At 67.5% G+C, this 23,545-nt stretch carries 18 protein-coding genes; 8 read left to right on the top strand and 10 right to left on the bottom strand.

Going from position 1 to position 23,545, the window contains the following annotated elements:
- Nucleotides 1-47 precede the first annotated feature (47 nt).
- Together murJ and SGFS_RS29230 are read right to left on the bottom strand one after the other, a co-directional pair.
- The gene (murJ, locus tag SGFS_RS29235) at nucleotides 48-2,264 is read right to left on the bottom strand and encodes a murein biosynthesis integral membrane protein MurJ (protein ID WP_286254710.1); all 2,217 of its coding nucleotides are present in this window, start codon (nucleotides 2,262-2,264) and stop codon (nucleotides 48-50) included.
- A 48-nt stretch (nucleotides 2,265-2,312) separates the two neighbouring features.
- Nucleotides 2,313-4,733, bottom strand: coding sequence for a DUF6049 family protein (locus SGFS_RS29230; RefSeq protein ID WP_286254708.1), 2,421 nt, complete (start codon nucleotides 4,731-4,733; stop codon nucleotides 2,313-2,315).
- A 236-nt stretch (nucleotides 4,734-4,969) separates the two neighbouring features.
- On the opposite strand from SGFS_RS29230, the gene SGFS_RS29225 reads away from it, so the two are divergent.
- The gene (locus SGFS_RS29225) at nucleotides 4,970-6,409 is read left to right on the top strand and encodes a CCA tRNA nucleotidyltransferase (RefSeq protein WP_286254707.1); all 1,440 of its coding nucleotides are present in this window, start codon (nucleotides 4,970-4,972) and stop codon (nucleotides 6,407-6,409) included.
- Between the two features lie 139 nt (nucleotides 6,410-6,548).
- On the opposite strand, the gene SGFS_RS29220 is transcribed toward SGFS_RS29225, so the two are convergent.
- The 4 genes from SGFS_RS29220 to SGFS_RS29205 all read right to left on the bottom strand — a co-directional run bounded on the left by SGFS_RS29220 (nucleotide 6,549) and on the right by SGFS_RS29205 (nucleotide 10,356).
- Nucleotides 6,549-7,013, bottom strand: coding sequence for an LppU/SCO3897 family protein (locus tag SGFS_RS29220; protein WP_286254706.1), 465 nt, complete (start codon nucleotides 7,011-7,013; stop codon nucleotides 6,549-6,551).
- A gap of 131 nt (nucleotides 7,014-7,144) precedes the next feature.
- Nucleotides 7,145-8,425, bottom strand: coding sequence for an MFS transporter (locus SGFS_RS29215; RefSeq protein WP_286254705.1), 1,281 nt, complete (start codon nucleotides 8,423-8,425; stop codon nucleotides 7,145-7,147).
- A 126-nt stretch (nucleotides 8,426-8,551) separates the two neighbouring features.
- The gene (locus SGFS_RS29210; protein WP_286254704.1) at nucleotides 8,552-9,634 is read right to left on the bottom strand and encodes an inositol-3-phosphate synthase; all 1,083 of its coding nucleotides are present in this window, start codon (nucleotides 9,632-9,634) and stop codon (nucleotides 8,552-8,554) included.
- Between the two features lie 44 nt (nucleotides 9,635-9,678).
- Nucleotides 9,679-10,356: a PadR family transcriptional regulator gene (locus SGFS_RS29205; RefSeq protein WP_286254703.1), complete on the bottom strand. Its 678-nt coding sequence runs from the start codon at nucleotides 10,354-10,356 to the stop codon at nucleotides 9,679-9,681.
- Between the two features lie 374 nt (nucleotides 10,357-10,730).
- On the opposite strand from SGFS_RS29205, the gene SGFS_RS29200 reads away from it, so the two are divergent.
- The gene (locus SGFS_RS29200; protein ID WP_286254702.1) at nucleotides 10,731-13,406 is read left to right on the top strand and encodes a transglycosylase domain-containing protein; all 2,676 of its coding nucleotides are present in this window, start codon (nucleotides 10,731-10,733) and stop codon (nucleotides 13,404-13,406) included.
- 218 nt (nucleotides 13,407-13,624) lie between these two features.
- The gene (locus tag SGFS_RS29195) at nucleotides 13,625-15,124 is read left to right on the top strand and encodes a glycosyltransferase family 87 protein (RefSeq protein ID WP_286254701.1); all 1,500 of its coding nucleotides are present in this window, start codon (nucleotides 13,625-13,627) and stop codon (nucleotides 15,122-15,124) included.
- Nucleotides 15,125-15,248: 124 nt separating this feature from the next.
- Here the strand turns inward: SGFS_RS29195 and SGFS_RS29190 are convergent, their stop codons facing one another.
- The 3 genes from SGFS_RS29190 to SGFS_RS29180 form a co-directional block, all read right to left on the bottom strand.
- Nucleotides 15,249-16,280, bottom strand: a complete 1,032-nt coding sequence (locus tag SGFS_RS29190) for an alanine racemase (RefSeq protein WP_286254700.1) — start codon at nucleotides 16,278-16,280, stop codon at nucleotides 15,249-15,251.
- 64 nt (nucleotides 16,281-16,344) lie between these two features.
- Entirely contained in the window at nucleotides 16,345-17,466 is a 1,122-nt protein-coding gene (gene femX / locus SGFS_RS29185; RefSeq protein ID WP_286254698.1) for a peptidoglycan bridge formation glycyltransferase FemX, read from the bottom strand.
- Nucleotides 17,467-17,691: 225 nt separating this feature from the next.
- Nucleotides 17,692-18,006, bottom strand: coding sequence for a hypothetical protein (locus SGFS_RS29180; protein ID WP_286254697.1), 315 nt, complete (start codon nucleotides 18,004-18,006; stop codon nucleotides 17,692-17,694).
- Between the two features lie 263 nt (nucleotides 18,007-18,269).
- Between SGFS_RS29180 and rpsF the strand changes: the two genes are divergently transcribed.
- The 4 genes from rpsF to rplI all read left to right on the top strand — a co-directional run bounded on the left by rpsF (nucleotide 18,270) and on the right by rplI (nucleotide 19,995).
- Nucleotides 18,270-18,560, top strand: a complete 291-nt coding sequence (gene rpsF, locus SGFS_RS29175; protein WP_005482942.1) for a 30S ribosomal protein S6 — start codon at nucleotides 18,270-18,272, stop codon at nucleotides 18,558-18,560.
- Nucleotides 18,561-18,639: 79 nt separating this feature from the next.
- Nucleotides 18,640-19,236 (top strand): single-stranded DNA-binding protein, encoded by a 597-nt coding sequence (locus SGFS_RS29170; RefSeq protein ID WP_286254696.1) that lies wholly within the window; start codon nucleotides 18,640-18,642, stop codon nucleotides 19,234-19,236.
- Nucleotides 19,237-19,293: 57 nt separating this feature from the next.
- Nucleotides 19,294-19,530 (top strand): 30S ribosomal protein S18, encoded by a 237-nt coding sequence (gene rpsR, locus SGFS_RS29165; protein WP_003949403.1) that lies wholly within the window; start codon nucleotides 19,294-19,296, stop codon nucleotides 19,528-19,530.
- 18 nt (nucleotides 19,531-19,548) lie between these two features.
- Nucleotides 19,549-19,995: a 50S ribosomal protein L9 gene (gene rplI / locus SGFS_RS29160; protein WP_286254694.1), complete on the top strand. Its 447-nt coding sequence runs from the start codon at nucleotides 19,549-19,551 to the stop codon at nucleotides 19,993-19,995.
- A 197-nt stretch (nucleotides 19,996-20,192) separates the two neighbouring features.
- On the opposite strand, the gene SGFS_RS29155 is transcribed toward rplI, so the two are convergent.
- Nucleotides 20,193-21,539 carry an MATE family efflux transporter gene (locus SGFS_RS29155; RefSeq protein ID WP_434028087.1) on the bottom strand — a complete coding sequence of 449 codons (1,347 nt, stop codon included), beginning with the start codon at nucleotides 21,537-21,539 and terminating at the stop codon, nucleotides 20,193-20,195.
- 449 nt (nucleotides 21,540-21,988) lie between these two features.
- On the opposite strand from SGFS_RS29155, the gene dnaB reads away from it, so the two are divergent.
- The gene (gene dnaB / locus SGFS_RS29150; protein ID WP_286254691.1) at nucleotides 21,989-23,464 is read left to right on the top strand and encodes a replicative DNA helicase; all 1,476 of its coding nucleotides are present in this window, start codon (nucleotides 21,989-21,991) and stop codon (nucleotides 23,462-23,464) included.
- Nucleotides 23,465-23,545: the final 81 nt, after the last annotated feature.

The raw sequence follows: 23,545 nt of genomic DNA, 5'->3' as shown, positions 1-23,545 counted from the left end.
TATGAGCGACACGCAGCGGCGGACGATGGTTGTGCGCCTACCCCGACTCAGCGCCCCAGTCGTCCCCGGACCATACCGACCATCGAGTTGAGCTCCTCGATGCGCATGCGCCTAGCGGCGACATAGAAGACACCGAGCAGAACGATTCCTCCTCCGACCAGCGCCAGCATCGAGCCGCCGACACCCTGTCCCAGAGCCTTGCTGATCCCGTAGCAGGCCACACCGCTGACCAGCGCCGCCGGCAGCGCGGCGATGCACAGCCGCGCGTAGGTCCGCAGCACCCTGGCTCCGTCCAGGTCACCACCGAGCCGCTTCTTCAACCGCCGCCAGGCGACACCGACACCGGTCATGTACGCCAGGCCGTACGAGGCGGCCATGCCTACCACGGCCCAGCGGGCCGGGAGCACGAAGAAGCAGATCGCGGAGGCGCTCGCGTTGACGGCGGCCACGATCACCGTGTTGTAGAACGGCGTCCGGGTGTCCTCGTACGCGTAGAAGGCGCGCAGGACGACGTACTGCACGGAGTACGGGATCAGGCCGAGGCCGAAGGCCATCAGCATGAAGCCCATGTTCGTGGCCGCGGTCGTGCCGGAGGAGCCGAAGATCAGTGTGCACATGGGGATGCCGAGCGAGAGGAAGCCGAAGGCGATCGGCACGATGGCGACCGCCGTCGTGCGCAGGCCTTGGGAGATGTCGTCACGAACGGCACCCGTGTCGTCCTCCGCCGCCGAGCGCGAGATGCGCGGCAGCAGGGCGGCCATCAGCGAGACCGTGATGATGGCCTGTGGCAGGCCCCAGATCAGCTGTGCGTTGGCGTAGGCGCTGATTCCCGTTCCGTCGATCTTCGTCTTGATGAGCGCCGCGGTGGCCAACTGGGTGACGACGAGGGCGCCTGCCTGGTTGGCGAGGACGAACAGGATCGTCCACTTGGCGAGCATGGCGGCCTTGCCGAGGCCGTGGCCCTTCCAGTCGAAGCGCAGCCGCAGCCGGAATCCGGTCTCCCGCAGGTACGGGATCATCGCGAGGGCTTGGACGACGAGGCCGAGCAGGATGCCGACCCCCAGCAGTCGCACGCCCTCCGGCGGGATGTTCTGCACAGCCATGTGGGAGTCGGCAGCGGTGCCGTAGACCCAGAGGAACGTGCCGAGGGTGACGATGATGACGACGTTGTTCAGAACCGGCGTCCACATCATCGCGCCGAACCGGCCGCGCGCGTTGAGGATCTGCCCCATCACCACATGGATGCCCATGAAGAAGATCGAGGGCAGGAAGTAGCGGGTGAAGGTGACGGCGACGTCGTTGGCCTCAGCGTTGTTGGCGATAGGTGTCGACAGTGCGCGGACGAGCAGCGGCGCGGCGAACATGGCAAGCGCGGTAAGCGCGCCGAGGACCACCATGACCAGGGTCAGCAGGCGGTTGGCGTAGGCCTCGCCACCGTCGCCGTCCTCCTTCATGGCGCGCACGAGCTGCGGCACGAAGACGGAGTTGAGACCACCGCCGACGGTGAGGATGTAGATCATCGTCGGCAGTTGGTACGCCACCTGGAAGGCATCACCCAGCAGGGCGTAGCCCAGCGCCGAAACGATCATCGCGGAGCGAATGAAACCCGTGAGGCGCGAGACCATCGTGCCCGCCGCCATCACGGCACTCGACTTCAGCAGGCCTGCCGCCTTGCCGCCCTTCTTCGGTGTCGGTGCGGCGGCAGCAGGCGCGGGCGGCGGGGTCGGGCTCTGTGCCACGGGCCCGGGTGCGGCGGCCGGGCCGGGGACGGACGGCTGGCCCGTCGACGGGTATCCGCCGCCCTGCTGCTGATCACGGAAGAGGTGGGCGAAGGCGTCCGGCTCGTGGCGCTCCTCCCCGGCCTGGGTGACCAGGTCGTCCACGCCGACGAACTGGGTCGTCCGGGCGTCGTCGCCGTAGGGCAGGTGCCGGGTCGGCCCCTCCGGCTCGGGGGCCGGGGTCTGGGCCCACACCCGCGGGTCGGGGGCGTACTGCGAGGTCGTCGGCCGGCCGTAGAGGGGCTGCTGCGGCTGGTAGGTGCCCGGAGCCGGTGGGGGGTGCGCGGCACGGTCGTAGAGGGCCTCGGCCACCGGGTCCTGGGCGGCCGGGTCCTGCGCCCGGTAGGGGTCCTGGTTGTAGGCGTCCTGGAGGTACATGTCCGCGGGCGGCTGCGGCGGCACCTGGCCGGGCCCGGGCAGCGCGCCCTCGGGGAAGCCCGAGTCGGCCGCGCCCTGGCCGCGGTCACCGTCGTACGGCGCGTTCATGGTTACCCCACCTCATCGTCCCCGGGCCCCACCGGCCGCGACAATCGCTCAACGGTCCACTCTCTCACCCGTGCCGGACGGGTCGGCGCTTCCCGGTGCGGTGTCCGGTGGCGGGTCACTCGGGTGCTCCGGCTCGTCTGCCCCTGACTCGACAGCCGGGGACTCCTCCTCGTCAGTGTCTACGACCTCGTCAGTGTGTACGACAGCGGCCGCCTCGTTGTTCGCGTCCTCGTCCTTGTTCTGTGTGCCGTCGCCCTGCGAGCTGCCCTCGGCGTCCGCCTTGGCGGCGGCACGCTTGCGCTGCGTGTACATACGGAATCCGGCGAGGACGAGCAGCAGGAGGCCGCCGGCGATGACCAGCATCACCGCGGGAGTGATCTCGGTGACCCGCACCGTGAAGGTGACCTCTTCGCCGTACTTCTCGCCGTCCTTCGTGTAGAGCTGGGCGACGACGTTGATGGGACCGTTGGCCTCGGCGTTCGTGGTGAACTTCACCGACTCGCTGTGCCCGCCCGAGATGTCGATGGTCTGCTCGGCGAAGTCGTCGTCGCGGATCTTCAGACGTTTCGGCTGCATCGACGTGAGACGCAGCACCAGGTTGTCGACGCCCTGCACCAGGTTGTTCTGCACCGTCACCGGGATCGTGGCGCTGCGGCCCGAGAGCTTCGTCTCGGACTTCTCGATCAGCCGGACCTGCTCGGTGAGGGTGTCGAGGTACGACTGCACGTTGTCCCGGTAGGTCACCGCGTCGGTGGCCCGGCCGCGCCAGGAGGCGGACGTCTCCCGGTCCATGGCCCGGCCGAAGGGCGTGACCACGCGGGACTCGTCGGTGAGGATCACCTTGAATTGGTCGAGGTCGCTCTGGGTCGCCTGGGCCTGCTCGAACGCCGACTTCGGCAGCGCCTGCTTGCGCAGCTTCGAGGGGTAGGCGGAAGCGGACGGGATCTTGGTGGTGGCGCCCGGGTCGGGCTTCGCGTCGGCGGCCCGGGACAGTTCCTGGGACTGCGACCACGTACCGCCCTGGAGAGCTGTCAGGGCCTGGGCCATCGTCTGCGCCTGGCTCGCCGACGGCATGCGCTGCGGGGCGATCACGATGCTGCGCTGTTTGTTCGTCTGGAGGTTCGTCAGCAGGCTCTGGGAGAGGAACTTCTGCACCGCGAGCGTGGAGCTCTCGGCCTCCGTCATGTCCCCCTGGAACGCCGTCGACAGCCTCGCGTCCGCGACCACGGCCGTCGTACCGCCGCCGATGGGACGGGCCGCGCTGGGCGTGTACGACAGCCCGCCCGTCTCCTGGAGGCTGTCGCTGCGGGCGATCACCTTGTCGGCGCCCGCGGAGATGGCGACCTTGACGATCGAGGGGTCGACGGCGCCGTCCACGGGCCAGGCGAAGTCCGTGTCCGGCTCGACGCGGAGGATGTTCCTGACCGTGTCCGAGGCCACGTCGGTGGCGTACTTCAACCGGCTGAGGGACCCGGTGATGGTCCTGCCGTTGTGCGCCAGCGACGCGAGGTCGGGGTCGGCGAAGGGGAGGGCGACGACTTCCTTGTCCTGGACCGCCTTCTCCAGTCCGGCCAGCCACTGCTTGGCGACGGCCTGGTTCTTGCCCGCGACGGTGGTGGTGCCGCTCTGGACGCGGTAGTTCTCCGTCATCGCGATGACGGACGCCAGCAGATCCGGGTCGATCACCCAGGTGACGTCGAGGTCCTTGCCCAGCGTCACCATCTGCTCCAGACGGCCGCCCGCGGAGATTTCCTTGGCCAGGTCGTCATTGAGGAAGACGGGCGTCTGCTGCTCGCCGGGACCCGTCTCGGCCGTGAGGTGGGTCGTGGAGATCAACGGCCAGAGGTACGTCGTCCTGGTCTCCGTGTCCGCCTCTTCCGGCTGCCACGGGACGAACGTGCGCTGGATGCCGAGTACCTGGTCGTACTGGGCGGCGGCGGTCCGGCCCGAGAGCGACACCCCGACCTGGTAGACGCCGTCCGCGCCGAGGTCCAGCGCCTTGACGGGCACCGAGATGGTGAAGGGCTGTGCCACGCCCGGAGCGAGCTTGGAGAACTTCTCGTCGTACTTCCCGCCCACCTCGGCCCCGTCGAGGTACTGGTCGAAGCCGGTGCGCTTGGTGGCGTCGTCGAGCGCCGTACGACCCGCCAGGGGCGTCGAGGCCACGTGCAGGCCCACATGCGCGGCGGTGACCGTCTGCTTGCTGTTGTTCGTGACCGTGCCGGAGACCGTGATCGTGTCGCCGTCGGTGGGTGCGCTGGGGCTCAGCGAGTCCAGGGAGACGTCGACGGTCTTCGACCCGGTGGCGTCGGCGACTGAGCTCTGCTGCGCCGCCTGTGTCTCCAGGGCCATGGGCAATTGGAGCAGACCGGCCAGTAGAGGCGCACCCGCGACCAGGGCTCCGGTGCGCAGCAGCCACCGGCGGGCAGGTGAGGGACTCGTCCCCTGGAAGTCTGCCGCCTCGGCCACGCGCTCGCCCGTCCCTCGTCGTCGTCAGTGGTCGTCGGAATGTGCGTCCACGCATGGTAACGATGTGCGCTGAGGGGAAGTGCCGCGGTCCGCACCACAAGATCCGTGGAGGAGACCGGACTGTCCCTTTATGTGCAGGTATCAAATGGGTCGTCGCAAGCGTCACCTGCGCCAAGCCCATGTGCACATTCAATGGAGGCGACTGGGGCTGCCGGGGCCACGTAACCTTTTCTGCTGTGCCGAACGCCAACGAAGACCCCAGTGCCCTGAGCCAGGTGCAGAGCCGCGCGGTGAGTGAACTGCTGCGGGTGTCCCCTGTCGCCGACGACCTCGCCCGCCGTTTTCAGGAGGCCGGGTTCTCGCTCGCCCTGGTCGGCGGTTCGGTCCGGGACGCACTGCTGGGCCGGCTCGGCAACGATCTGGACTTCACGACGGACGCCCGTCCCGATGACGTGCTGAAGATCGTGCGTCCCTGGGCGGACGCGGTGTGGGAGGTCGGGATCGCCTTCGGCACGGTGGGGGCGCACAAGGACGGCTACCAGATCGAGGTGACCACGTACCGGTCGGAGGCGTACGACCGGACCTCGCGCAAGCCCGAGGTGTCGTACGGCGACTCGATCGAGGAAGACCTCGTCCGGCGTGACTTCACGGTGAACGCGATGGCCGTGGCCCTCCCCGCGAAGGAGTTCATCGACCCGCACGGCGGGCTGGTGGATCTTTCGGCAAAGGTGCTGCGAACCCCCGGCACCCCGGAGGAGTCCTTCTCCGACGACCCGCTGCGGATGATGCGGGCCGCGCGCTTCGCCGCGCAGCTCGACTTCGAGGTGGCCCCGGAGGTCGTCTCGGCGATGACCGAGATGGCCGGGCGCCTTGAGATCGTCTCGGCGGAGCGGGTGCGGGACGAGCTGAACAAGCTGATCCTGTCCGCCCATCCGCGCAAGGGTCTGCGGCTGCTGGTCGACACCGGGCTCGCCGACCACGTCCTGCCCGAGTTGCCGGCGCTGCGGCTGGAGCGCGACGAGCATCACCGGCACAAGGACGTCTACGACCACACGCTGATCGTTCTGGAGCAGGCGATCGCGCTGGAGGAGGGCGGCCCGGACCTCACGCTCCGGCTCGCCGCACTGCTGCACGACATCGGCAAGCCGCGCACGCGCCGCTTCGAGAGCGATGGCCGGGTCTCGTTCCACCACCACGAGGTGGTGGGCGCCAAGATGACCAAGAAGCGCATGTTGGCGCTCAAGTACTCCAACGAACTCGTCAAGGACGTCTCGCGGCTGGTCGAGCTGCACCTGCGCTTCCACGGGTACGGCACCGGGGAGTGGACGGACTCCGCCGTCCGGCGTTACGTACGCGACGCGGGCCCACTGCTCGACCGGCTCCACAAGCTGACCCGCTCCGACTGCACCACGCGCAACAAGCGTAGGGCGAACGCCCTGTCCCGCGCGTACGACGGTCTGGAGGAGCGCATCGCTCAGCTCCAGGAGCAGGAAGAGTTGGACGCCATTCGCCCGGACCTCGACGGCAACCAGATCATGGAGATCCTCGGTGTCGGCCCTGGACCGGCCATCGGTCAGGCGTACAAGTTCCTGCTGGAACTGCGGCTGGAGAACGGTCCGATGGAGCACGATGCGGCGGTGACAGCACTCAAGGAGTGGTGGGCCGAGCAGGGATGAGCATGCGGTCGGGGTCATGTTTCACGTGAAACATGACCCCGACCGCGCTGGTTCGGCACCGACCGAACCGGTTCTCACACGCACCGAGGGGCGATGTTTCACGTGAAACATCGCCCCTCGGTGCGTTGCCTGCGTCCGACTAGACCGACTTCAGGCAGAGCACGACGTTGTGGCCGCCGCCCACCTGGTAGTAGGAGAGCTCCGCTTCCTTCACGGACTCACACTTGGTGCTGTCGCTGGTGTCGTCGAACTTCTCCACCACCTTGTACTCGGCGCCGCTGTCAGAGCAGTCCACCTCGTTGAGGTCCGGCGTGGTGTTCGTGCCGTCGTTGTGCATGCACGCGCCCACAGAGGTGGTCTCCGCGTCGGTCTGGCCCATGAACCAGCCGATGCCGAACTTCACGGCGAGGCCGACTATGACGACGACGACGATGCCGAGGAAGCGGACCAGCTTCTTGCTCTTGGCCGGCGGCGGAACGGGCGCGCCCTGACCGGGGAACGGCGCGTAAGGCTGCTGGGGCGCCCCCGGCTGGCCGGGCTGCGCCACCGCGGTGGTGGGCTCCTGGGCGTACGGGTTCTGGCCCTCTGGCGGCGGAGTGGTCACTTGGGGGTCCCCCTCGAGATACGGGTGCGCGTGGCGCGAAACGCGTGGTGTGAAAATAAGACGCACGTAAGCTACCGGGGCACGCAGGCAAGTCTGAACTTAAGGAAGACTCTGTGGCCTTGATGTGACACTTACTGCGCGCCAAAGCGGCCCATAGCCGCAGCAATCGCTCCGTAGATAACAGCGATCGTGACCACCAACGAGACTGAGCGACCGTCCGGCGGGAGCATCAGAGCGGCCACCGCCGCGGCGCCGACGAAGGCGACGTTGAACAGGACGTCGTAGAGCGAGAAGATCCGGCCGCGGAACCCGTCGTCGACCGAGGACTGGACGATCGTGTCCGTGGCGATTTTCGATCCCTGCGTGACGAGGCCCAGGACGAACGCCGCGACCAGTATCGGCACTTCGGTGAAGGGCAGGCCCAGCGCGGGTTCCAGCACGGCTGCGGCCGCTGCGCACACCACGATCCAGCGGCCCGGGCCCAGTCGGCCGACCGTCCACGGGGTCACCACCGCCGCGGCGAAGAAGCCCGCCCCCGAGATGGCCACGGCCAGACCGAGGAGGGCCAGCCCTTGGTCCGAGTCGGTCGATCCGGAGGCGTCGGAGGACCAGGCGTACCGGCACAGCATGAGCACCATGACCGTCAGGGCGCCGTAGCAGAACCGCATCAGCGTCATCGAGGCCAGCGCCCACGCGGCCGTCCGCCGCCCGGGCTCGGCGAGATGCCGTACACCCGCCACCAGACCCCGCGCCGTGCCGGCGAGCGCCGTGGTCAGCTGCGGCTGCACCAACTCAGGGTCGGGCCCGAGCAGTTCCCGGCCGATGCGCAGGGAGGCCAGGGCCGAGCACAGATACAGAGCGGCGCCGAGGAGGACCACCACCGCGTCGGAGTCCGAGCCCACCAGCCGTACGACGAAGGCGAGTCCGCCTCCCGCGGTCGCGGCGAGCGTTCCGGCGGTCGGGGAGAGTGAGTTGGCCACGACCAGGCGCTCGGCGTCGACCACGCGGGGCAGTGCTGCCGAGAGCCCGGCCAGCACGAAGCGGTTGACCGCGGTGACGCACAGCGCGGAGACGTAGAAGAGCCAGTCGGGCACGTGACTCAGGATCAGCACGGCTGTCACGGACGCCAGCAGCGCGCGCAGCAGATTGCCGTACAGCAGGACCTGGCGGCGTCGCCAGCGGTCCAGCAGGACGCCTGCGAAGGGGCCGACGAGTGAGTAGGGAAGGAGCAGGACGGCCATCGCGGAGGCGATCGCGGCCGCGGAGGTCTGTTTCTCGGGAGAGAAGACGACGTAGGTGGCGAGCGCGACCTGGTAGACGCCGTCGGCTCCCTGGGAGAGCAGGCGTACGGCGAGCAGACGCCGGAAGTCCCGGAAGCGGAGCAGGACCCGCAGATCGCGCACGACGGACATGGGCCACAGCCTCACATAGGGGGAGGGCCCCCGGGCACACGACCCAGGGACCCTCGACAGCCCGGCGAACGAGCCGGTTCAGCACACCGTGCCGTGTCGCGCCGGCGCACACTGAGTTGTGCCGCGCTAGCGCTCGACCTCACCCTTGATGAACTTCTCGACGTTCTCGCGGGCCTCGTCGTCGAAGTACTGGACCGGCGGGGACTTCATGAAGTAGCTCGACGCCGACAGGATCGGACCGCCGATGCCGCGGTCCTTGGCGATCTTCGCGGCGCGCAGGGCGTCGATGATGACACCCGCGGAGTTCGGGGAGTCCCAGACCTCGAGCTTGTACTCCAGGTTCAGCGGGACGTCGCCGAAGGCACGGCCCTCGAGACGGACGTACGCCCACTTGCGGTCGTCGAGCCACGCCACGTAGTCCGACGGGCCGATGTGGACGTTCTTCTCGCCGAGGTCCCGGTCGGGGATCTGGGAGGTGACGGCCTGCGTCTTGGAGATCTTCTTGGACTCGAGGCGGTCGCGCTCGAGCATGTTCTTGAAGTCCATGTTGCCGCCGACGTTCAGCTGCATCGTGCGGTCCAGGACGACGCCCCGGTCCTCGAACAGCTTCGCCATGACGCGGTGCGTGATGGTGGCGCCGACCTGCGACTTGATGTCGTCACCGATGATCGGGACGCCCGCCTCGACGAACTTGTCCGCCCACTCCTTCGTACCGGCGATGAAGACCGGAAGGGCGTTGACGAAGGCGACCTTGGCGTCGATGGCGCACTGGGCGTAGAACTTCGCCGCGTCCTCGGAACCCACGGGCAGGTAGCAGACGAGGACGTCCACCTGCTTGTCCTTGAGGACCTGGACCACGTCGACCGGGGCCTCGGCGGACTCCTCGATCGTCTCGCGGTAGTACTTGCCCAGACCGTCCAGCGTGTGGCCGCGCTGCACGGTCACACCGGTGCTCGGCACGTCACAGATCTTGATGGTGTTGTTCTCGGAGGCGCCGATGGCGTCCGCGAGGTCGAGCCCGACCTTCTTCGCGTCGACATCGAAGGCCGCGACGAACTCCACGTCACGCACGTGGTAGTCACCGAACTGCACATGCATGAGGCCCGGGACCCTGGACGCCGGGTCGGCGTCCTTGTAGTACTCGACTCCCTGCACCAACGACGCGGCGCAGTTGCCCACACCGACGACGGCTACGCGAACCGAACCCATTCCGGTTGCTCCCTGTGTGTACGAGTGAGGTCCTGGCAGGGACCTCACGTGGTGGTGTCGCCGGGCGCATCCGGACCGGGGGTGTCCCCGGGCCGGGGCAGGGCGCCCGGCGCTCCCTCTGTGGTGTCGCGAGCGGGCTCTCCATGGCCGGGACCCTTCAGATCCCGGCCCGCCCGCTCGCTCTCGATGAGCTCGTTCAGCCAGCGCACTTCGCGCTCCACGGACTCCATCCCGTGGCGCTGGAGCTCGAGTGTGTAGTCGTCGAGGCGCTCCCGGGTGCGCGCCAGGGAGGCGCGCATCTTCTCCAGCCGTTCCTCCAAACGGCTGCGACGGCCCTCCAGGACGCGCATGCGCACATCCCGGGAGGTCTGCCCGAAGAAGGCGAAGCGAGCGGCGAAGTGCTCGTCCTCGTACGCGTCCGGGCCCGTCTGCGAGAGCAGGTCCTCGAAGTGCTCCTTGCCCTCCGCCGTCAACCTGTAGACGATCTTGGCGCGGCGACCTGTGAGGGCGGCGGGAGCTTCCTCCTGGCCCCCTCCCGATTCCTCGATCAACCAGCCGTTGGCGACCAGCGTCTTGAGGCAGGGGTAGAGCGTCCCGTAGCTGAAGGCACGGAACACACCCAGTGAGGTGTTGAGTCGTTTGCGCAGCTCATAGCCGTGCATCGGGGCCTCGCGGAGCAGTCCGAGGACGGCGAACTCGAGTATTCCGGAGCGCCGGCTCATGGTCGCCTCCCCTCTCTCGCTGGCCCTGTCGACACGTTTATGCCGAGCTGATGTATCGACTCGATACATCATGACGATAGAACGCACCTCCGGACGCGACAAGTGGGGATCCGGTGAACGGGATCACATCACCGATTCGTAGGAGGCAAGTTGCCTGATTTGGGATGAAGTTCGGTCCTCAGTGGGTTTTGACGGTGCGTAGTCTGTGCGGCATGCATAACCACCGGGACCCGAGTGACGTTTGAGCACGTCGTCGTCGTTCGGTGCAGTACGGATGAATGCCTACACGACCGCATCCGTACTTCGGGGGGACCGGAAACCAGCCGCCGTTTCCAGGCGCGCACGGGTGCGCCTGCCCGAGGAGTAGTCGTTCGATGAGCGAGCACCGTCGCAAACCGCCGCAGCCGCAGGGAGGCGGACGTGCCGCGGCCCGACGCGGCCAGTCGGCGTCTTCCGGCCGCCGCGCGGCACCGCGGGGCGCCACCGGGTCACTTTCCGACACCTATGGTGCGGGAGGTGAGGAGTCCGCGCACGAGGGTCGTGCCGCGGCCCGGCGGGCCACGCAGAGAAACAACAGCAGTGGCGGCGGCGGTGGTGGCGGCCGTCGCAGAGCGGCCGAGCCCCCCGCGGGGCGCGGCCCTGGCCGCGGCCGTGGCCGCGCCGCCCCGCCCGACAAGAAGCGGTTCATCGACTATCCGCGGGCCGGCAAGTACGGAGCCATGCGCTGGGTGCCGTCCTGGCGGCAGGTGACGGGGCTGTTCATCGGCTTCTTCGGCTGCCTGGTCGCGGCGGCGGGCATCGGGTACGCGGTCGTGGGCATCCCCATCCCGGCCGAGGCCGCCAAGGCACAGAACAACGTCTACTACTGGTCGAACGGCACCCAGATGGTCGCGACGGGTGGTGAGGTCAACCGTCAGATCATCCCGTACGAATCCATCCCCCCGGCGATGCGGAACGCCGTCATCTCGGCCGAGAACAAGACGTTCGAGAACGACAGCGGCATCGACCCGATGGGTATCGCCCGTGCCGTCGTCAACATGGCCAAGGGCGGTCAGACGCAGGGTGGTTCGACCATCACCCAGCAGTATGTGAAGAACGCCATGCTCGACGACCAGTCGCAGACCCTGTCGCGCAAGGTCAAGGAGCTCTTCATCTCGATCAAGGTCGGCACCCAGGTCGACAAGAACGACATCATGGCGGGCTACCTGAACACCGCCTACTACGGCCGTGGCGCCTACGGCATCCAGGCGGCCGCCCGTACCTACTTCGGCGTCGAGGCGAAGAAGCTCAACCCGAGCCAGTGCGCCTTCCTCGCCGCCGTGCTGAAGGGCGCCACGTACTACGACCCGGCGGGAGCGACAGCGATCGACCCCGCCGCCACTCCGGACGCCAACCTCAAGCGGGCCACGGAACGCTGGACCTGGATCCTCGACGAGATGGTCAATGACGGCCGGCTGTCGAAGACGACGCGGGACAAGTACACCAAGTTCCCCAAGCTCAAGAGCCCTCGCTCCAACGCACAGCTGGGCGGTCAGATCGGCTATCTCGTCGACACGGCCAAGGGCTACATCCTCAACAACACCAACATCAACCAGAAGCAGCTCGAGCAGGGCGGCTACGAGATCTACACGACCTTCGACAAGAGGAAGGTCGACGAGCTCTCGAAGGCCGTGGAGAAGGTCCGCAAGGAGAACATCAAGCCCAAGCTGCGCCCCGAGACGGACACCCACGTCCAGTTCGGCGGTGCGTCGGTGAGCCCCAAGACGGGCGCCATCGAGGCGATCTACGGCGGTGAGGACGCGACCAAGCACTTCACCAACAACGCCGACGTCACGGGTGCCCAGGTCGGCTCGACATTCAAGCCGTTCGTGCTGGCGGCCGCCATGTCGTGGGGCAAGAAGGACCCGGAGCTGCCGTCGCAGCAGGCCCAGGACGAGCGCACCATCGTCTCGCCGAAGAGCCTCTACAGCGGCAAGAACAAACTCAAGATCGAGGACTACCAGGGGAAGATCTGGACCGACGACAAGGGCAAGGAATGGCTGCAGGCCAATGACGACGACGCGTCGTACGGCAGCCCGCCCAAGTACCAGATCGACCTTCGTGAGGCGATGCGGGTCTCGGCGAACTCCGCCTTCGTGCAGCTGGGCATGGACGTCGGCCTGGACAAGGTCAAGGAAGCGGCCATCAACGCGGGTCTCAAGGAGAACAGTCTGGCGGGCACCAGCTTCCCGTCGTTCTCGATCGGCATCTCCGACCCCAGCGCGATCCGCATGGCGGGCTCGTACGCGACCTTCGCGGCCCAGGGCAAGCAGAGAAGCCCGTTCTCTGTCACGAAGGTCAAGCACGAGGGTCTGGTCAAGTTCGACCACGAAGAGGTCGCTGAGACCAAGGAAGCCTTCACCCCGGACGTCGCCAACAACGTCACCGACGTACTCAAGACCGTCGTCGACAAGGGCACCGGTACATCGGCGCAGCTGGCCGGTCGGGAGGTGGCCGGCAAGACCGGTACGACCGACGGCAACAAGTCGGCCTGGTTCGTCGGGTACACCCCGCAGCTGTCGACCGCGGTCAGCATGTACCGCATGGACGACGACGAGTCCAACAAGAACCGCACGTTCTTGGAGATGTACGGCACGGGTGGCCAGGAGACGATTCACGGTGCCTCCTTCCCGGCCGAGATCTGGCACGACTACATGGAGGACGCGCTCAAGGGCGAGCGGGCCATCCCCTTCCCCGAGGCCGTGGACATCGGCAAGATCGTCAACGACGACCCGGACCCGAGCCCGATCCCGACGGCCACCGAGTCCGCGGAGGAGAGCGCCGAGCCGAGCCCGACGCCGACCGAGACCGAGGTCTCGCCCTCGCCCACGCCCAGCGAGACCTGCAACAACCCGTTCAACCCCAGCTGTGAGAACAACGGAACGGGCGCGGGTGGCACGGACACAGGCACTACCGACGGCGGTGTGACCGCGACACCAACGGAGACCAGCGAAGAGGGGAACAGTAGAGGCAACGGCAATGGAGGCCTCTTCGGAGGCTCCAGCGGCTAGCTCACTGCCCCGGCTGAGCATGTTTCACGTGAAACGCTGAGCATGTTTCACATGAAACAAGGGCCACCGCACCGATCAGGTGCGGTGGCCCTCGCCGTTTCCCGCCGAGGGCGCCGAGACCGTACGGCCGGGTGTGTTTCACGTGAAACAAGCACACCGTGCGACGGGATCCGGCGGTCCTGGGCGTATTCCCAGGGACGTACGGCAGGATGTGCCGCATGTCCAGTGCAGAGACGACGCCAGTGAGCGTGGACGAGCCGGAGCCGGTGCGGCCGACCAAGGAAGACGAGGTCGCCGCAGCCGGCAGTGAGCTGATCGGCGGCCCGATCGGGCGGCGCGCGCTGTTCGGGACGTCCTGGTGGACCCCCGTGCGGGTCGTCGCCCTCGTAGCGATCGGCATGTTCGCGCTGGGCATGGTGCAGAAGCTGCCCTGCTACGACGGCGGCTGGTTCTTCGGGGCCAGCTCGCAGTACACGCACGCCTGCTACTCGGACATTCCGCACCTCTACAACGGGCGCGGTTTCGCCGACGGGCTCGTGCCGTACTTCGACAAGATCCCCGGCGACATGGAGTACCTCGAGTACCCGGTGCTGACCGGTTTGTTCATGGAGGTCGCGGCCTGGCTCACGCCGGGCAGCGGCACCATCCAGGAACAAGAGCAGTGGTACTGGATGGCCAACGCCGGGATGCTGATGGTGTGCGCGGCGATCATCGCCGTCTGCTCCGCGCGCATCCACCGCCGGCGTCCCTGGGACGGCCTCCTGGTCGCCCTGGCGCCCGCCTTCGCGCTGACTGCCACGATCAACTGGGACCTCCTCGCCGTCGCCCTGCTGGCCGCAGCGATGCTGATGTGGTCGCGGCAGCGGCCCCTCGCCTTCGGTGTGCTGATCGGGCTCGCCACGGCCGCCAAGTTCTACCCGTTCCTCTTGCTCGGACCGCTCTTCCTGTTGTGCTGGCGGGCGGGCAAATGGCGGGAGTACGGGACCGCGATGCTCGGCGCCGTCGGGGCCTGGCTCGTGGTCAACCTGCCGGTGATGTATCTGGCGCCCGAGGGTTGGGCGAAGTTCTACAGCTTCAGCCAGGAACGCGGCGTCGACTTCGGCTCGTTCTTCCTCGTCATCTCGCAGCGGTTCGGCATTCAGATCACCGCCGAGACGGCGAACGCCTACGCGATGGTCGCGATGGTGCTCATCTGCGCGGGCATCGCCGCGCTCACGCTGACGGCCCCGCGCCGCCCCCGCTTCGCACAGCTAGCCTTCCTGATCGTCGCGGCCTTCATCGTCACCAACAAGGTCTACTCGCCGCAGTACGTGCTCTGGCTGGTGCCTCTCGCGGCTCTGGCCCGTCCACGCTGGCGAGACTCCCTGATCTGGCAGGCGTGCGAGGTCGCGTACTTCCTCGGGATCTGGATGTACCTGGCGTACACGACCAGCGGGGACGCCCACAAGGGTCTGCCCCCCGAGGGCTATCAACTCGCGATCATGGCCCACCTGCTGGGGACGCTGTACCTCTGCGCCGTCGTCGTACGCGACATCCTCATGCCGGAGCGGGACATGGTGCGCCGGGCCGGCGACGACGATCCGTCCGGCGGCGTGCTGGACGGCGCGGAGGACGTCCATGTCTACGGCTCGGCGGCTCATCCCCCACGGCACGCGGCCTACGTCGAGGGGCCGCACGTGGAGTGGGGCCGTCCCGGGCCCGCGGACCGTTCGCCCTGAGCGAACAGAGCACGTCAGCACCCATGGGAGTGACGCAGAAGGCCGTACACGGGGATTCCCGTGTACGGCCTTCGCGCGTTGTACGGCGAACGATCCGTCCTGCCGAGCCCGGAGAGGGCCGGGGTCAGCGCTCGACGATCCGGTCGAACTGCGTGGTGGTGTGGCGCAGATGGGCCACCAGTTCCTCGCCGACCTTCGGCTCAGGGGCGTCCGAGGGTACGAAGAGGATCGACACCTGCATGTGCGGCGGCTCGGCGAACCAGCGCTGCTTGCCACCCCAGACGAATGGCGAAAGGTTCCGGTTGACCGTCGCGAGGCCGGCGCGGGCGACGCCCTTGGCGCGCGGCATGACGCCGTGCAGGGCCTTGGGAGCCTCCAGGCCCACGCCGTGCGACGTACCGCCCGCCACGACCACCAGATAGCCGTCCGAGGCCGCCTTCTGCTGTCGGTAACCGAAGCGGTCGCCCTTGGAGACCCGGGTGACGTCCAGGATGGCCCCGCGGTACTCGGTCGCCTCGTGGTCGCCGAGCCACAGTCGCGTGCCGATACGGGCCCGGAAGCGGGTCTGCGGGAACTGCTGCTGGAGGCGGACGAGGTCCTCGGCCTTGAGGTGGCTGACGAACATCGTGTGCAGCGGGAGGCGGGCCGCACGCAGGCGGTCCATCCAGCCGATGACCTCCTCGACGGCGTCCGAGCCGTCGGTGCGGTCCAGCGGCAGATGGATGGCGAAGCCCTCCAGGCGCACGTTCTCTATGGCCGCGTGGAGCTGGGGCAGTTCCTGCTCGCTCACGCCGTGCCGCTTCATCGAGGACATGACCTCGATGACGACACGGGCGCCCACGAGTCCGTACACGCCGTCGACCGACGACACGGAGCGGATGACGCGGTCGGGCAGTGGTACGGGCTCCTCGGCGCGTCGGTAGGGCGTCAGCACCAGCAGGTCACCGCTGAACCAGTCCTTTATCCGGGCTGCCTCGTACGTCGTGCCCACAGCGAGAATGTCCGACCCGAGGCGCGTGGCCTCCTCCGCGAGCCGCTCGTGCCCGAAGCCGTAGCCATTGCCCTTGCAGACGGGTACGAGTCCCGGGAACTGCTCCTGCACGTGCTTGTGGTGTGCCCGCCAGCGCGTGGTGTCGACGTACAGCGTGAGCGCCATGGCCGGTCCCGGAACCTTTCTCGTGGCTGCGGTGTATCAGAGGTATGGAAACAAAAACGGGGCGTCAGCGGCGCGACATGTAGATGTCGAGCGCCTTGTGGAGCAGCTTGTTGAGCGGGAAGTCCCACTCGCCGAGGTATTCGGCGGCCTGCCCGCCCGTGCCCACCTTGAACTGGATCAGGCCGAAGAGGTGATCGGTCTCGTCCAGCGAGTCGGAGATGCCACGCAGGTCGTAGACGGTCGCGCCGAGGGCGTAGGCGTCGCGCAGCATGCGCCACTGCATCGCGTTCGAGGGCCGGACCTCACGCCCGATGTTGTCCGAGGCGCCGTACGAGTACCAGACGTGCCCGCCGACGACCAGCATCGTCGCGGCCGACAGGTTCACCCCGTTGTGCCGGGCGAAGTAGAGCCGCATGCGGTTGGGGTCCTCGGTGTTGAGGGCCGTCCACATGCGCTGGAAGTACGACAGGGGGCGGGGCCGGAATCGGTCGCGCACGGCAGTGATCTCGTACAGCCGCTGCCACTCCTCCAGGTCGTGGTAGCCGCCCTGGACGACCTCGACGCCGGCCTTCTCGGCCTTCTTGATGTTGCGGCGCCACAGCTGGTTGAAGTTCTTGTGCACCTCTTCCAGGGAGCGGTTCGCGAGCGGCACCTGGTAGACGTAACGGGGCTGTACGTCACCGAAGCCCGCACCGCCGTCCTCGCCCTGCTGCCAGCCCATGCGGCGCAGTTTGTCGGCCACCTCGAAGGCGCGCGGCTCGATGAAGTCGGCCTCGATGTCGCGCAGTCGCTTCACGTCGGGGTTCTGGATGCCGGCCTTGATGGAGGTGGCCTCCCAGCGACGGATGATCACCGGCGGGCCCATCTTCACCGAGAAGGCACCCTGCTGCTTCAGATGCGCGAGCATCGGCTCCAGCCAGTCCGTGAGGTTCGGCGCGAACCAGTTGATGACCGGACCCTCGGGAAGGTAGGCGAGATAGCGCTTGATCTTGGGCAGTTGGCGGTACAGCACCAGGCCCGCGCCGACCATCTCACCGGTCTTCTCGTCGAACCACCCGAGGCTCTCCGAACGCCACTCGGCCTTGACATCTGCCCAGGCCGGAACCTGCATGTGGCTCGCCGCCGGCAGGCTCTGGATGTACGCCAGATGCTGCTCGCGGCTGATCGTCCTCAGGGTCAGGCTCATTCGGGGCGCTCCTCGGGCTGGTGTGTCCCCATGGGAACAGGGGCTCCGGCTCTCGCGCCGAAGCCTACTGCGCCCTGCGAGCGCCTCGAATAACCGTATGGGACCTGGCGCCCGACCGGTACGCGGCCGGGACGTCAGGCGGTGTTGTTCGGCCGCTTGGCCCCATGTAATACGGAAGATCCTGAGAAGGACAGCCCGCCGGGCCGGGCGGCCGGTGACGTGGAGTCAGCCGATGAGCCCGCCGAACAGGCCTCCGTGGGCCATACCGAGGAAGAAACCGACCGCTGAAGCACCGAGACCCACGATCAGGCCGAAGCGCTCACGAGTCGTAACCGAGATGAATTGCCCGTACGCGCCGGTCAGAATGCCCACCAGACCCGCCCAGGAACTGAGCAGGTGCAGATGGTGGAACATCGCCGTGATGAACGAGAGCACCCCGAGCACGAGCGTCACGGCGAGCAGGGTGTCCTGCACGGGGTGGGGCTTGTGGTCGGTGGCGAACAGGGATCCGGCGATGGTGGGTCGCAATGTCTGTGCCATAGGGCACCTCCTGCGGAAGGCGGCGCATCGTAGCGCCATACACACCCGATGTGTACAGATTGACGGTCACCCCGGCCGGATTTCAACCGGAAGCGGGTATGCGGGTAGTCTGTAGCGTCTGCACCGGTGTCTGCCCAGGCCATGGCCGGGATCCCCAGCGGGGACCCCGATTGTCAGTGGTGGCAGATACCGTTGCGTACGCATCACAACCCTCCTGCCACGGAACGACCGTGGCCGCTGAGTCCGAAGGAGGTGGGTTCCACATGCGTCACTACGAGGTGATGGTCATCCTCGACCCCGATCTGGAGGAGCGCGCTGTCGCCCCCCTGATCGAGAACTTCCTCTCCGTCGTCCGTGAGGGCAACGGAAAGGTCGAGAAGGTCGACACCTGGGGCCGTCGTCGTCTCTCGTACGAGATCAAGAAGAAGCCCGAGGGCATCTACTCGGTCATCGACCTGCAGGCCGAGCCTGCGGTCGTCAAGGAGCTCGACCGCCAGATGAACCTGAACGAGTCGGTCCTCCGGACCAAGGTCCTCCGTCCCGAGACTCACTGAGCTCTTCCGCTCAGCTGATTTCGGGCATCGAGTAGCAGCACCAAGCAGCCAGCAGCAAACCCGCCGAGAGGTTCCCCCAATGGCAGGCGAGACCGTCATCACGGTCGTCGGCAATCTTGTCGACGACCCCGAGCTGCGCTTCACCCCTTCCGGTGCGGCGGTCGCGAAGTTCCGTGTCGCGTCCACCCCCCGCACCTTCGACCGTCAGACCAATGAGTGGAAGGACGGCGAGAGCCTGTTCCTGACCTGCTCGGTCTGGCGTCAGGCGGCGGAGAACGTCGCCGAGTCGCTCCAGCGAGGCATGCGCGTCATCGTGCAGGGCCGGCTGAAGCAGCGGTCCTACGAGGACCGTGAGGGCGTCAAGCGCACGGTCTACGAGCTGGACGTCGAGGAAGTCGGCGCCAGCCTGCGCAGTGCCACGGCCAAGGTCACCAAGACCGCCGGCGGCGCCGGCCGCAGTGGCCAGGGTGGTTACGGCGGCGGTGGCGGTGGCGGCCAGGGTGGCGGCGGCTGGGGCGGTGGCCCCGGCGGCGGTCAGCAGGGCGGCGGCGCTCCTGCCGACGACCCCTGGGCGACCGGCGCTCCCGCCGGTGGCAACCAGGGCGGTGGCGGCGGCTGGGGTGGAAACTCCGGCGGCGGCGGTGGCGGCGGCTACTCGGACGAGCCCCCCTTCTAGGCCTTCGGGCCAAGGGTGGGTCGTACCCACACTTCTTGATCACACAGGAGAAACACCATGGCGAAGCCGCCTGTGCGCAAGCCTAAGAAGAAGGTCTGCGCTTTCTGCAAGGACAAGGTCACGTACGTGGACTACAAGGACACGAACATGCTGCGGAAGTTCATTTCCGACCGCGGCAAGATCCGTGCCCGCCGCGTGACCGGCAACTGCACGCAGCACCAGCGTGACGTCGCCACGGCCGTCAAGAACAGCCGTGAGATGGCGCTGCTGCCCTACACCTCCACCGCGCGATAAGGGAAGGGTGACCGAAACATGAAGATCATCCTCACCCACGAGGTCTCCGGCCTCGGTGCCGCGGGCGACGTCGTCGACGTCAAGGACGGTTACGCTCGCAACTACCTGATCCCGCGGAAGTTCGCTATCCGCTGGACCAAGGGTGGCGAGAAGGACGTCGAGCAGATCCGTCGCGCTCGCAAGATCCACGAGATCCAGACCATCGAGCAGGCCAACCAGATCAAGGGCCAGCTCGAGGCTGTCAAGGTCCGTCTGGCCGTCCGCTCCGGCGACGCCGGTCGTCTCTTCGGTTCCGTCACCCCGGCCGACATCGCCTCGGCGATCAAGGCTTCCGGTGGCCCCGAGGTCGACAAGCGCCGCATCGAGCTGGGCTCGCCCATCAAGACCCTGGGCGCCCACGAGACGTCCGTGCGTCTGCACCCCGAGGTTGCCGCCAAGGTCAACATCGAGGTCATCGCGGCCTAATCGCTGCGCTCGCTGAAGCGATCTGTGGGGCCGGACCCGAGAGGGTGCGGCCCCACAGACGTGTTTCACGTGAAACAGCGTGAACTAGACGATGTTTCACGTGAAACACGAGCTGCGGCCGGCCTTGGAGCAACCTGGGCCGGCCGCAGGCCGACCGAGTTGGCCTTGGCAAGAGGCCGCCTGGTTTCGGGGCTCGCTCAACGCGTCGCGCCGGTGACGATCCAGCGTCCCGAGCGGGAGCGCAGCCAGAGGGTCAGCATGCGGGTCGCCATCATGAGAGTCATGGCTCCCCAGAGAGCGGTCAGACCGCCGCCGAGGGTGGGGACGAGCAGAGCCACCGGGATGAACACCGCCAGGGTCAACAGCATGGCCCAGGCGAGATAGGGACCGTCTCCCGCACCCATCAGCACACCGTCCAGTACGAAGACGATCCCGGAGATCGGCTGGGAGAGCGCCACCACGACAAGAGCAGGCACTGCGGCGTTCTGGACGGCCGGGTCGCCCGTGAAGAGCGGGACGAACAAGGGCCGAGCGACGATCACCAGCCCTCCGAGCACGACACCGGTGGCCACCCCCCACTGCACCATGCGGCGGCAGGCCTCGCGTGCGCCCTGGGCGTCGCCCGCGCCGAGGTAGCGGCCGATGATGGCCTGCCCTGCTATGGCGATCGCGTCCAGGGCGAAGGCGAGCAGACTCCAGAGCGACAAAATGATCTGGTGTGCGGCGATGTCCGCGTCCCCGAGGCGAGCGGCGACTGCGGTGGCGACCAGCAGGATGGCCCGCAGCGAGAGCGTACGCACCAGCAGTGGTGCGCCGGCCTGGGCGGAGGCACGTATGCCGGCTGCATCGGGCCGCAGTGAGGCTCCGTACCTGCGGGCCCCGCGGACCACGACGCAGAGGTAGGCGGTGGCCATGCCGAACTGTGCGATGACCGTGCCCCAGGCGGATCCGGCGATGCCCAGGTCTGCGCCGTAGACGAGGCCGGCGTTGAGTGCGGCGTTGGCGACGAAGCCCGCGATGGCGACGTACAGAGGTGTCTTCGTGTCCTGGAGGCCGCGTAGGACGCCGGTGGCGGCGAACACGACGAGCATCGCCGGGATGCCGAGTGCCGAGATCCGCAGATAGGTAGTCGCGTACGGAGCCGCGGTGTCCGAGGCGCCGAAGACGGACACCAAGGCAGGTGCGGTGGGCAGTACGACCGCGACGACGATGGTTCCGAGCAACAGGGCGAGCCAGATTCCGTCCAAGCCCTGGCGGATGGCGGCCCGTAGATCGTCGGCCCCCACGCGTCGGGCGACCGCGGCGGTGGTGGCGTACGCGAGGAAGACGAAGATGCTCACTGCGGTGGCGAGGAGGGCCGAGGCGATGCCGAGGCCGGCCAGCTGTGCGGTGCCGAGGTGGCCGACGATGGCGGTGTCGGCCAGCAGGAAGAGAGGCTCGGCGACGAGCGCGCCGAAGGCCGGAACGGCCAGCGCGACGATCTCTCGGTCGTGCCGACGTCGGGTGGCCCTGGGTATCGCGGGAGCCTGTGTCATGAGCACCAATCTAATCTTCCACAGGTAAGAGATGCAATCCGTCTATGACCCTTACTTCACACGTGGTTGAGTGTGCCGGTGGGCACTGATTGTGATGATCTTGATCCGCTCGGGAAAGTTTTTCTTCTGCACAGCCCGTGGACGGTAAAGGCGCAGGTCAGATGAGGTTGCTTGGAGTGGACGAGTGCTTGTTCACAGGGCTGTCCACCGACTCGTGCACAGGTTTTGTGGAGTTCTCCACAGCATCTGGGCCGTCGTCCACATGGCCTGTGGATAACCAGATTGGCTGACGGTGCCTGCGGGCCTACGGTGGTGCGGCGCCCACTCCGCGGCGGATCTCGGAAACCTCGCAAATCCGACGCCGCCAGAACCGGAGTTGGGCCTCTCATTTGTCAGTGTCGTGCCGTAGAAAGAGGGGCACGGCGAGGTCCGCTCGGCGGACGGGAGGAGGTTGCTCGGTGAGCATTTCCGAGCCCTTGGACGACCCGTGGGCCGACAGCGGACCCAGTGATCGTCTGCCCGCCGCCCGCCGACGCAATGATGGCGGCCGGGGCCGGGACGAACAGCATGAACGCGGCCGGGAGAGCGGTGAGTGGGACGGCGGCGGCTCGTCCTTCGAACGCGTACCGCCGCAGGACCTCGACGCCGAGCAGTCCGTCCTCGGCGGCATGCTGCTGTCCAAGGACGCCATCGCCGACGTGGTCGAGGTCCTCAAGGGCCACGACTTCTACAAGCCGGCGCACGAGACCATCTACCAGGCGATCCTCGACATCTATGCGAAGGGCGAGCCCGCCGACCCGATCACCATCGCCGCCGAGCTCACCAAGCGCGGCGAGATCACCAAGGTGGGTGGCGCGCCGTATCTGCACACCTTGGTCCAGACGGTGCCGACGGCGGCCAACGCCGAGTACTACGCGGAGATCGTCCATGAGCGGGCGGTGCTGCGCCGTCTGGTCGAGGCGGGGACCCGGATCACCCAGATGGGATACGCGGCCGACGACGACGTCGACGAGATCGTCAACAGGGCGCAGGCCGAGATTTTCGCCGTGACCGAGCAGCGCACGACCGAGGACTATCTGCCGCTCGGCGACATCATGGAGGGCGCGCTCGACGAGATCGAGGCGATCGGTTCGCGTTCGGGCGAGATGACGGGTGTGCCGACCGGCTTCACCGATCTCGACCAGCTCACCAACGGTCTGCACCCGGGCCAGATGATCATCATCGCGGCTCGTCCCGCCATGGGTAAGTCCACGCTCGCGCTGGACTTCGCACGAGCCTGCTCGATCAAGCACAACCTCCCGAGCGTGATCTTCTCCCTCGAAATGGGCCGCAACGAGATCGCGATGCGTCTGCTGTCGGCCGAGGCACGCGTCGCCCTGCACCACATGCGGTCCGGCACGATGACCGACGAGGACTGGACCCGGCTGGCCCGCCGCATGCCGGACGTCTCGTCGGCCCCGCTCTACATCGACGACTCCCCGAACCTGTCGATGATGGAGATCCGCGCCAAGTGCCGCCGCCTCAAGCAACGCAACGACCTGAAGCTGGTCATCATCGACTATCTCCAGCTGATGCAGTCCGGCGGCAAGCGGTCCGAGAGCCGCCAGCAGGAAGTCTCGGACATGTCGCGAAACCTGAAGCTCCTGGCCAAGGAGCTGGAGCTGCCGGTGATCGCGCTGTCGCAGCTCAACCGTGGTCCCGAGCAGCGCACGGACAAGAAACCCATGGTCTCCGACCTGCGTGAGTCCGGATCGATCGAGCAGGACGCGGACATGGTGATTCTGCTGCACAGAGAGGACGCGTACGAGAAGGAGTCGCCGCGCGCGGGCGAGGCCGACATCATCGTGGGCAAGCACCGTAACGGGCCGACGGCCACGATCACGGTCGCCTTCCAAGGCCACTACTCGCGCTTCGTGGACATGGCTCAGACCTGATCCTGAGCCATGCAGGGTCTCGAATTTCGCGGCGCGATCTCAGCTCCGATGGCGCTTCGATGGCACTCATGCCGTCTTCGT

It is taken from the genome of Streptomyces graminofaciens (genome assembly GCF_030294945.1).
In the GTDB taxonomy this organism is placed as follows: domain Bacteria; phylum Actinomycetota; class Actinomycetes; order Streptomycetales; family Streptomycetaceae; genus Streptomyces; species Streptomyces graminofaciens.
The sequence above is the reverse complement of the archived record's forward strand: the minus strand, read 5'-3'. Positions and strand labels throughout refer to the sequence as shown.

Coding starts and splice junctions, on each gene's coding strand:
- rpsR (WP_003949403.1), top strand. CDS start 19,294: ATGGCGAAGCCGCCTGTGCGCAAGCCTAAGAAGAAGGTCTGCGCTTTC.
- SGFS_RS29210 (WP_286254704.1), bottom strand. CDS start 9,634: ATGGGTTCGGTTCGCGTAGCCGTCGTCGGTGTGGGCAACTGCGCCGCG.
- SGFS_RS29190 (WP_286254700.1), bottom strand. CDS start 16,280: ATGGCGCTCACGCTGTACGTCGACACCACGCGCTGGCGGGCACACCAC.
- SGFS_RS29180 (WP_286254697.1), bottom strand. CDS start 18,006: ATGGCACAGACATTGCGACCCACCATCGCCGGATCCCTGTTCGCCACC.
- femX (WP_286254698.1), bottom strand. CDS start 17,466: ATGAGCCTGACCCTGAGGACGATCAGCCGCGAGCAGCATCTGGCGTAC.
- rpsF (WP_005482942.1), top strand. CDS start 18,270: ATGCGTCACTACGAGGTGATGGTCATCCTCGACCCCGATCTGGAGGAG.
- SGFS_RS29195 (WP_286254701.1), top strand. CDS start 13,625: ATGTCCAGTGCAGAGACGACGCCAGTGAGCGTGGACGAGCCGGAGCCG.
- SGFS_RS29170 (WP_286254696.1), top strand. CDS start 18,640: ATGGCAGGCGAGACCGTCATCACGGTCGTCGGCAATCTTGTCGACGAC.
- SGFS_RS29205 (WP_286254703.1), bottom strand. CDS start 10,356: ATGAGCCGGCGCTCCGGAATACTCGAGTTCGCCGTCCTCGGACTGCTC.
- murJ (WP_286254710.1), bottom strand. CDS start 2,264: ATGAACGCGCCGTACGACGGTGACCGCGGCCAGGGCGCGGCCGACTCG.
- rplI (WP_286254694.1), top strand. CDS start 19,549: ATGAAGATCATCCTCACCCACGAGGTCTCCGGCCTCGGTGCCGCGGGC.
- SGFS_RS29215 (WP_286254705.1), bottom strand. CDS start 8,425: ATGTCCGTCGTGCGCGATCTGCGGGTCCTGCTCCGCTTCCGGGACTTC.
- SGFS_RS29200 (WP_286254702.1), top strand. CDS start 10,731: ATGAGCGAGCACCGTCGCAAACCGCCGCAGCCGCAGGGAGGCGGACGT.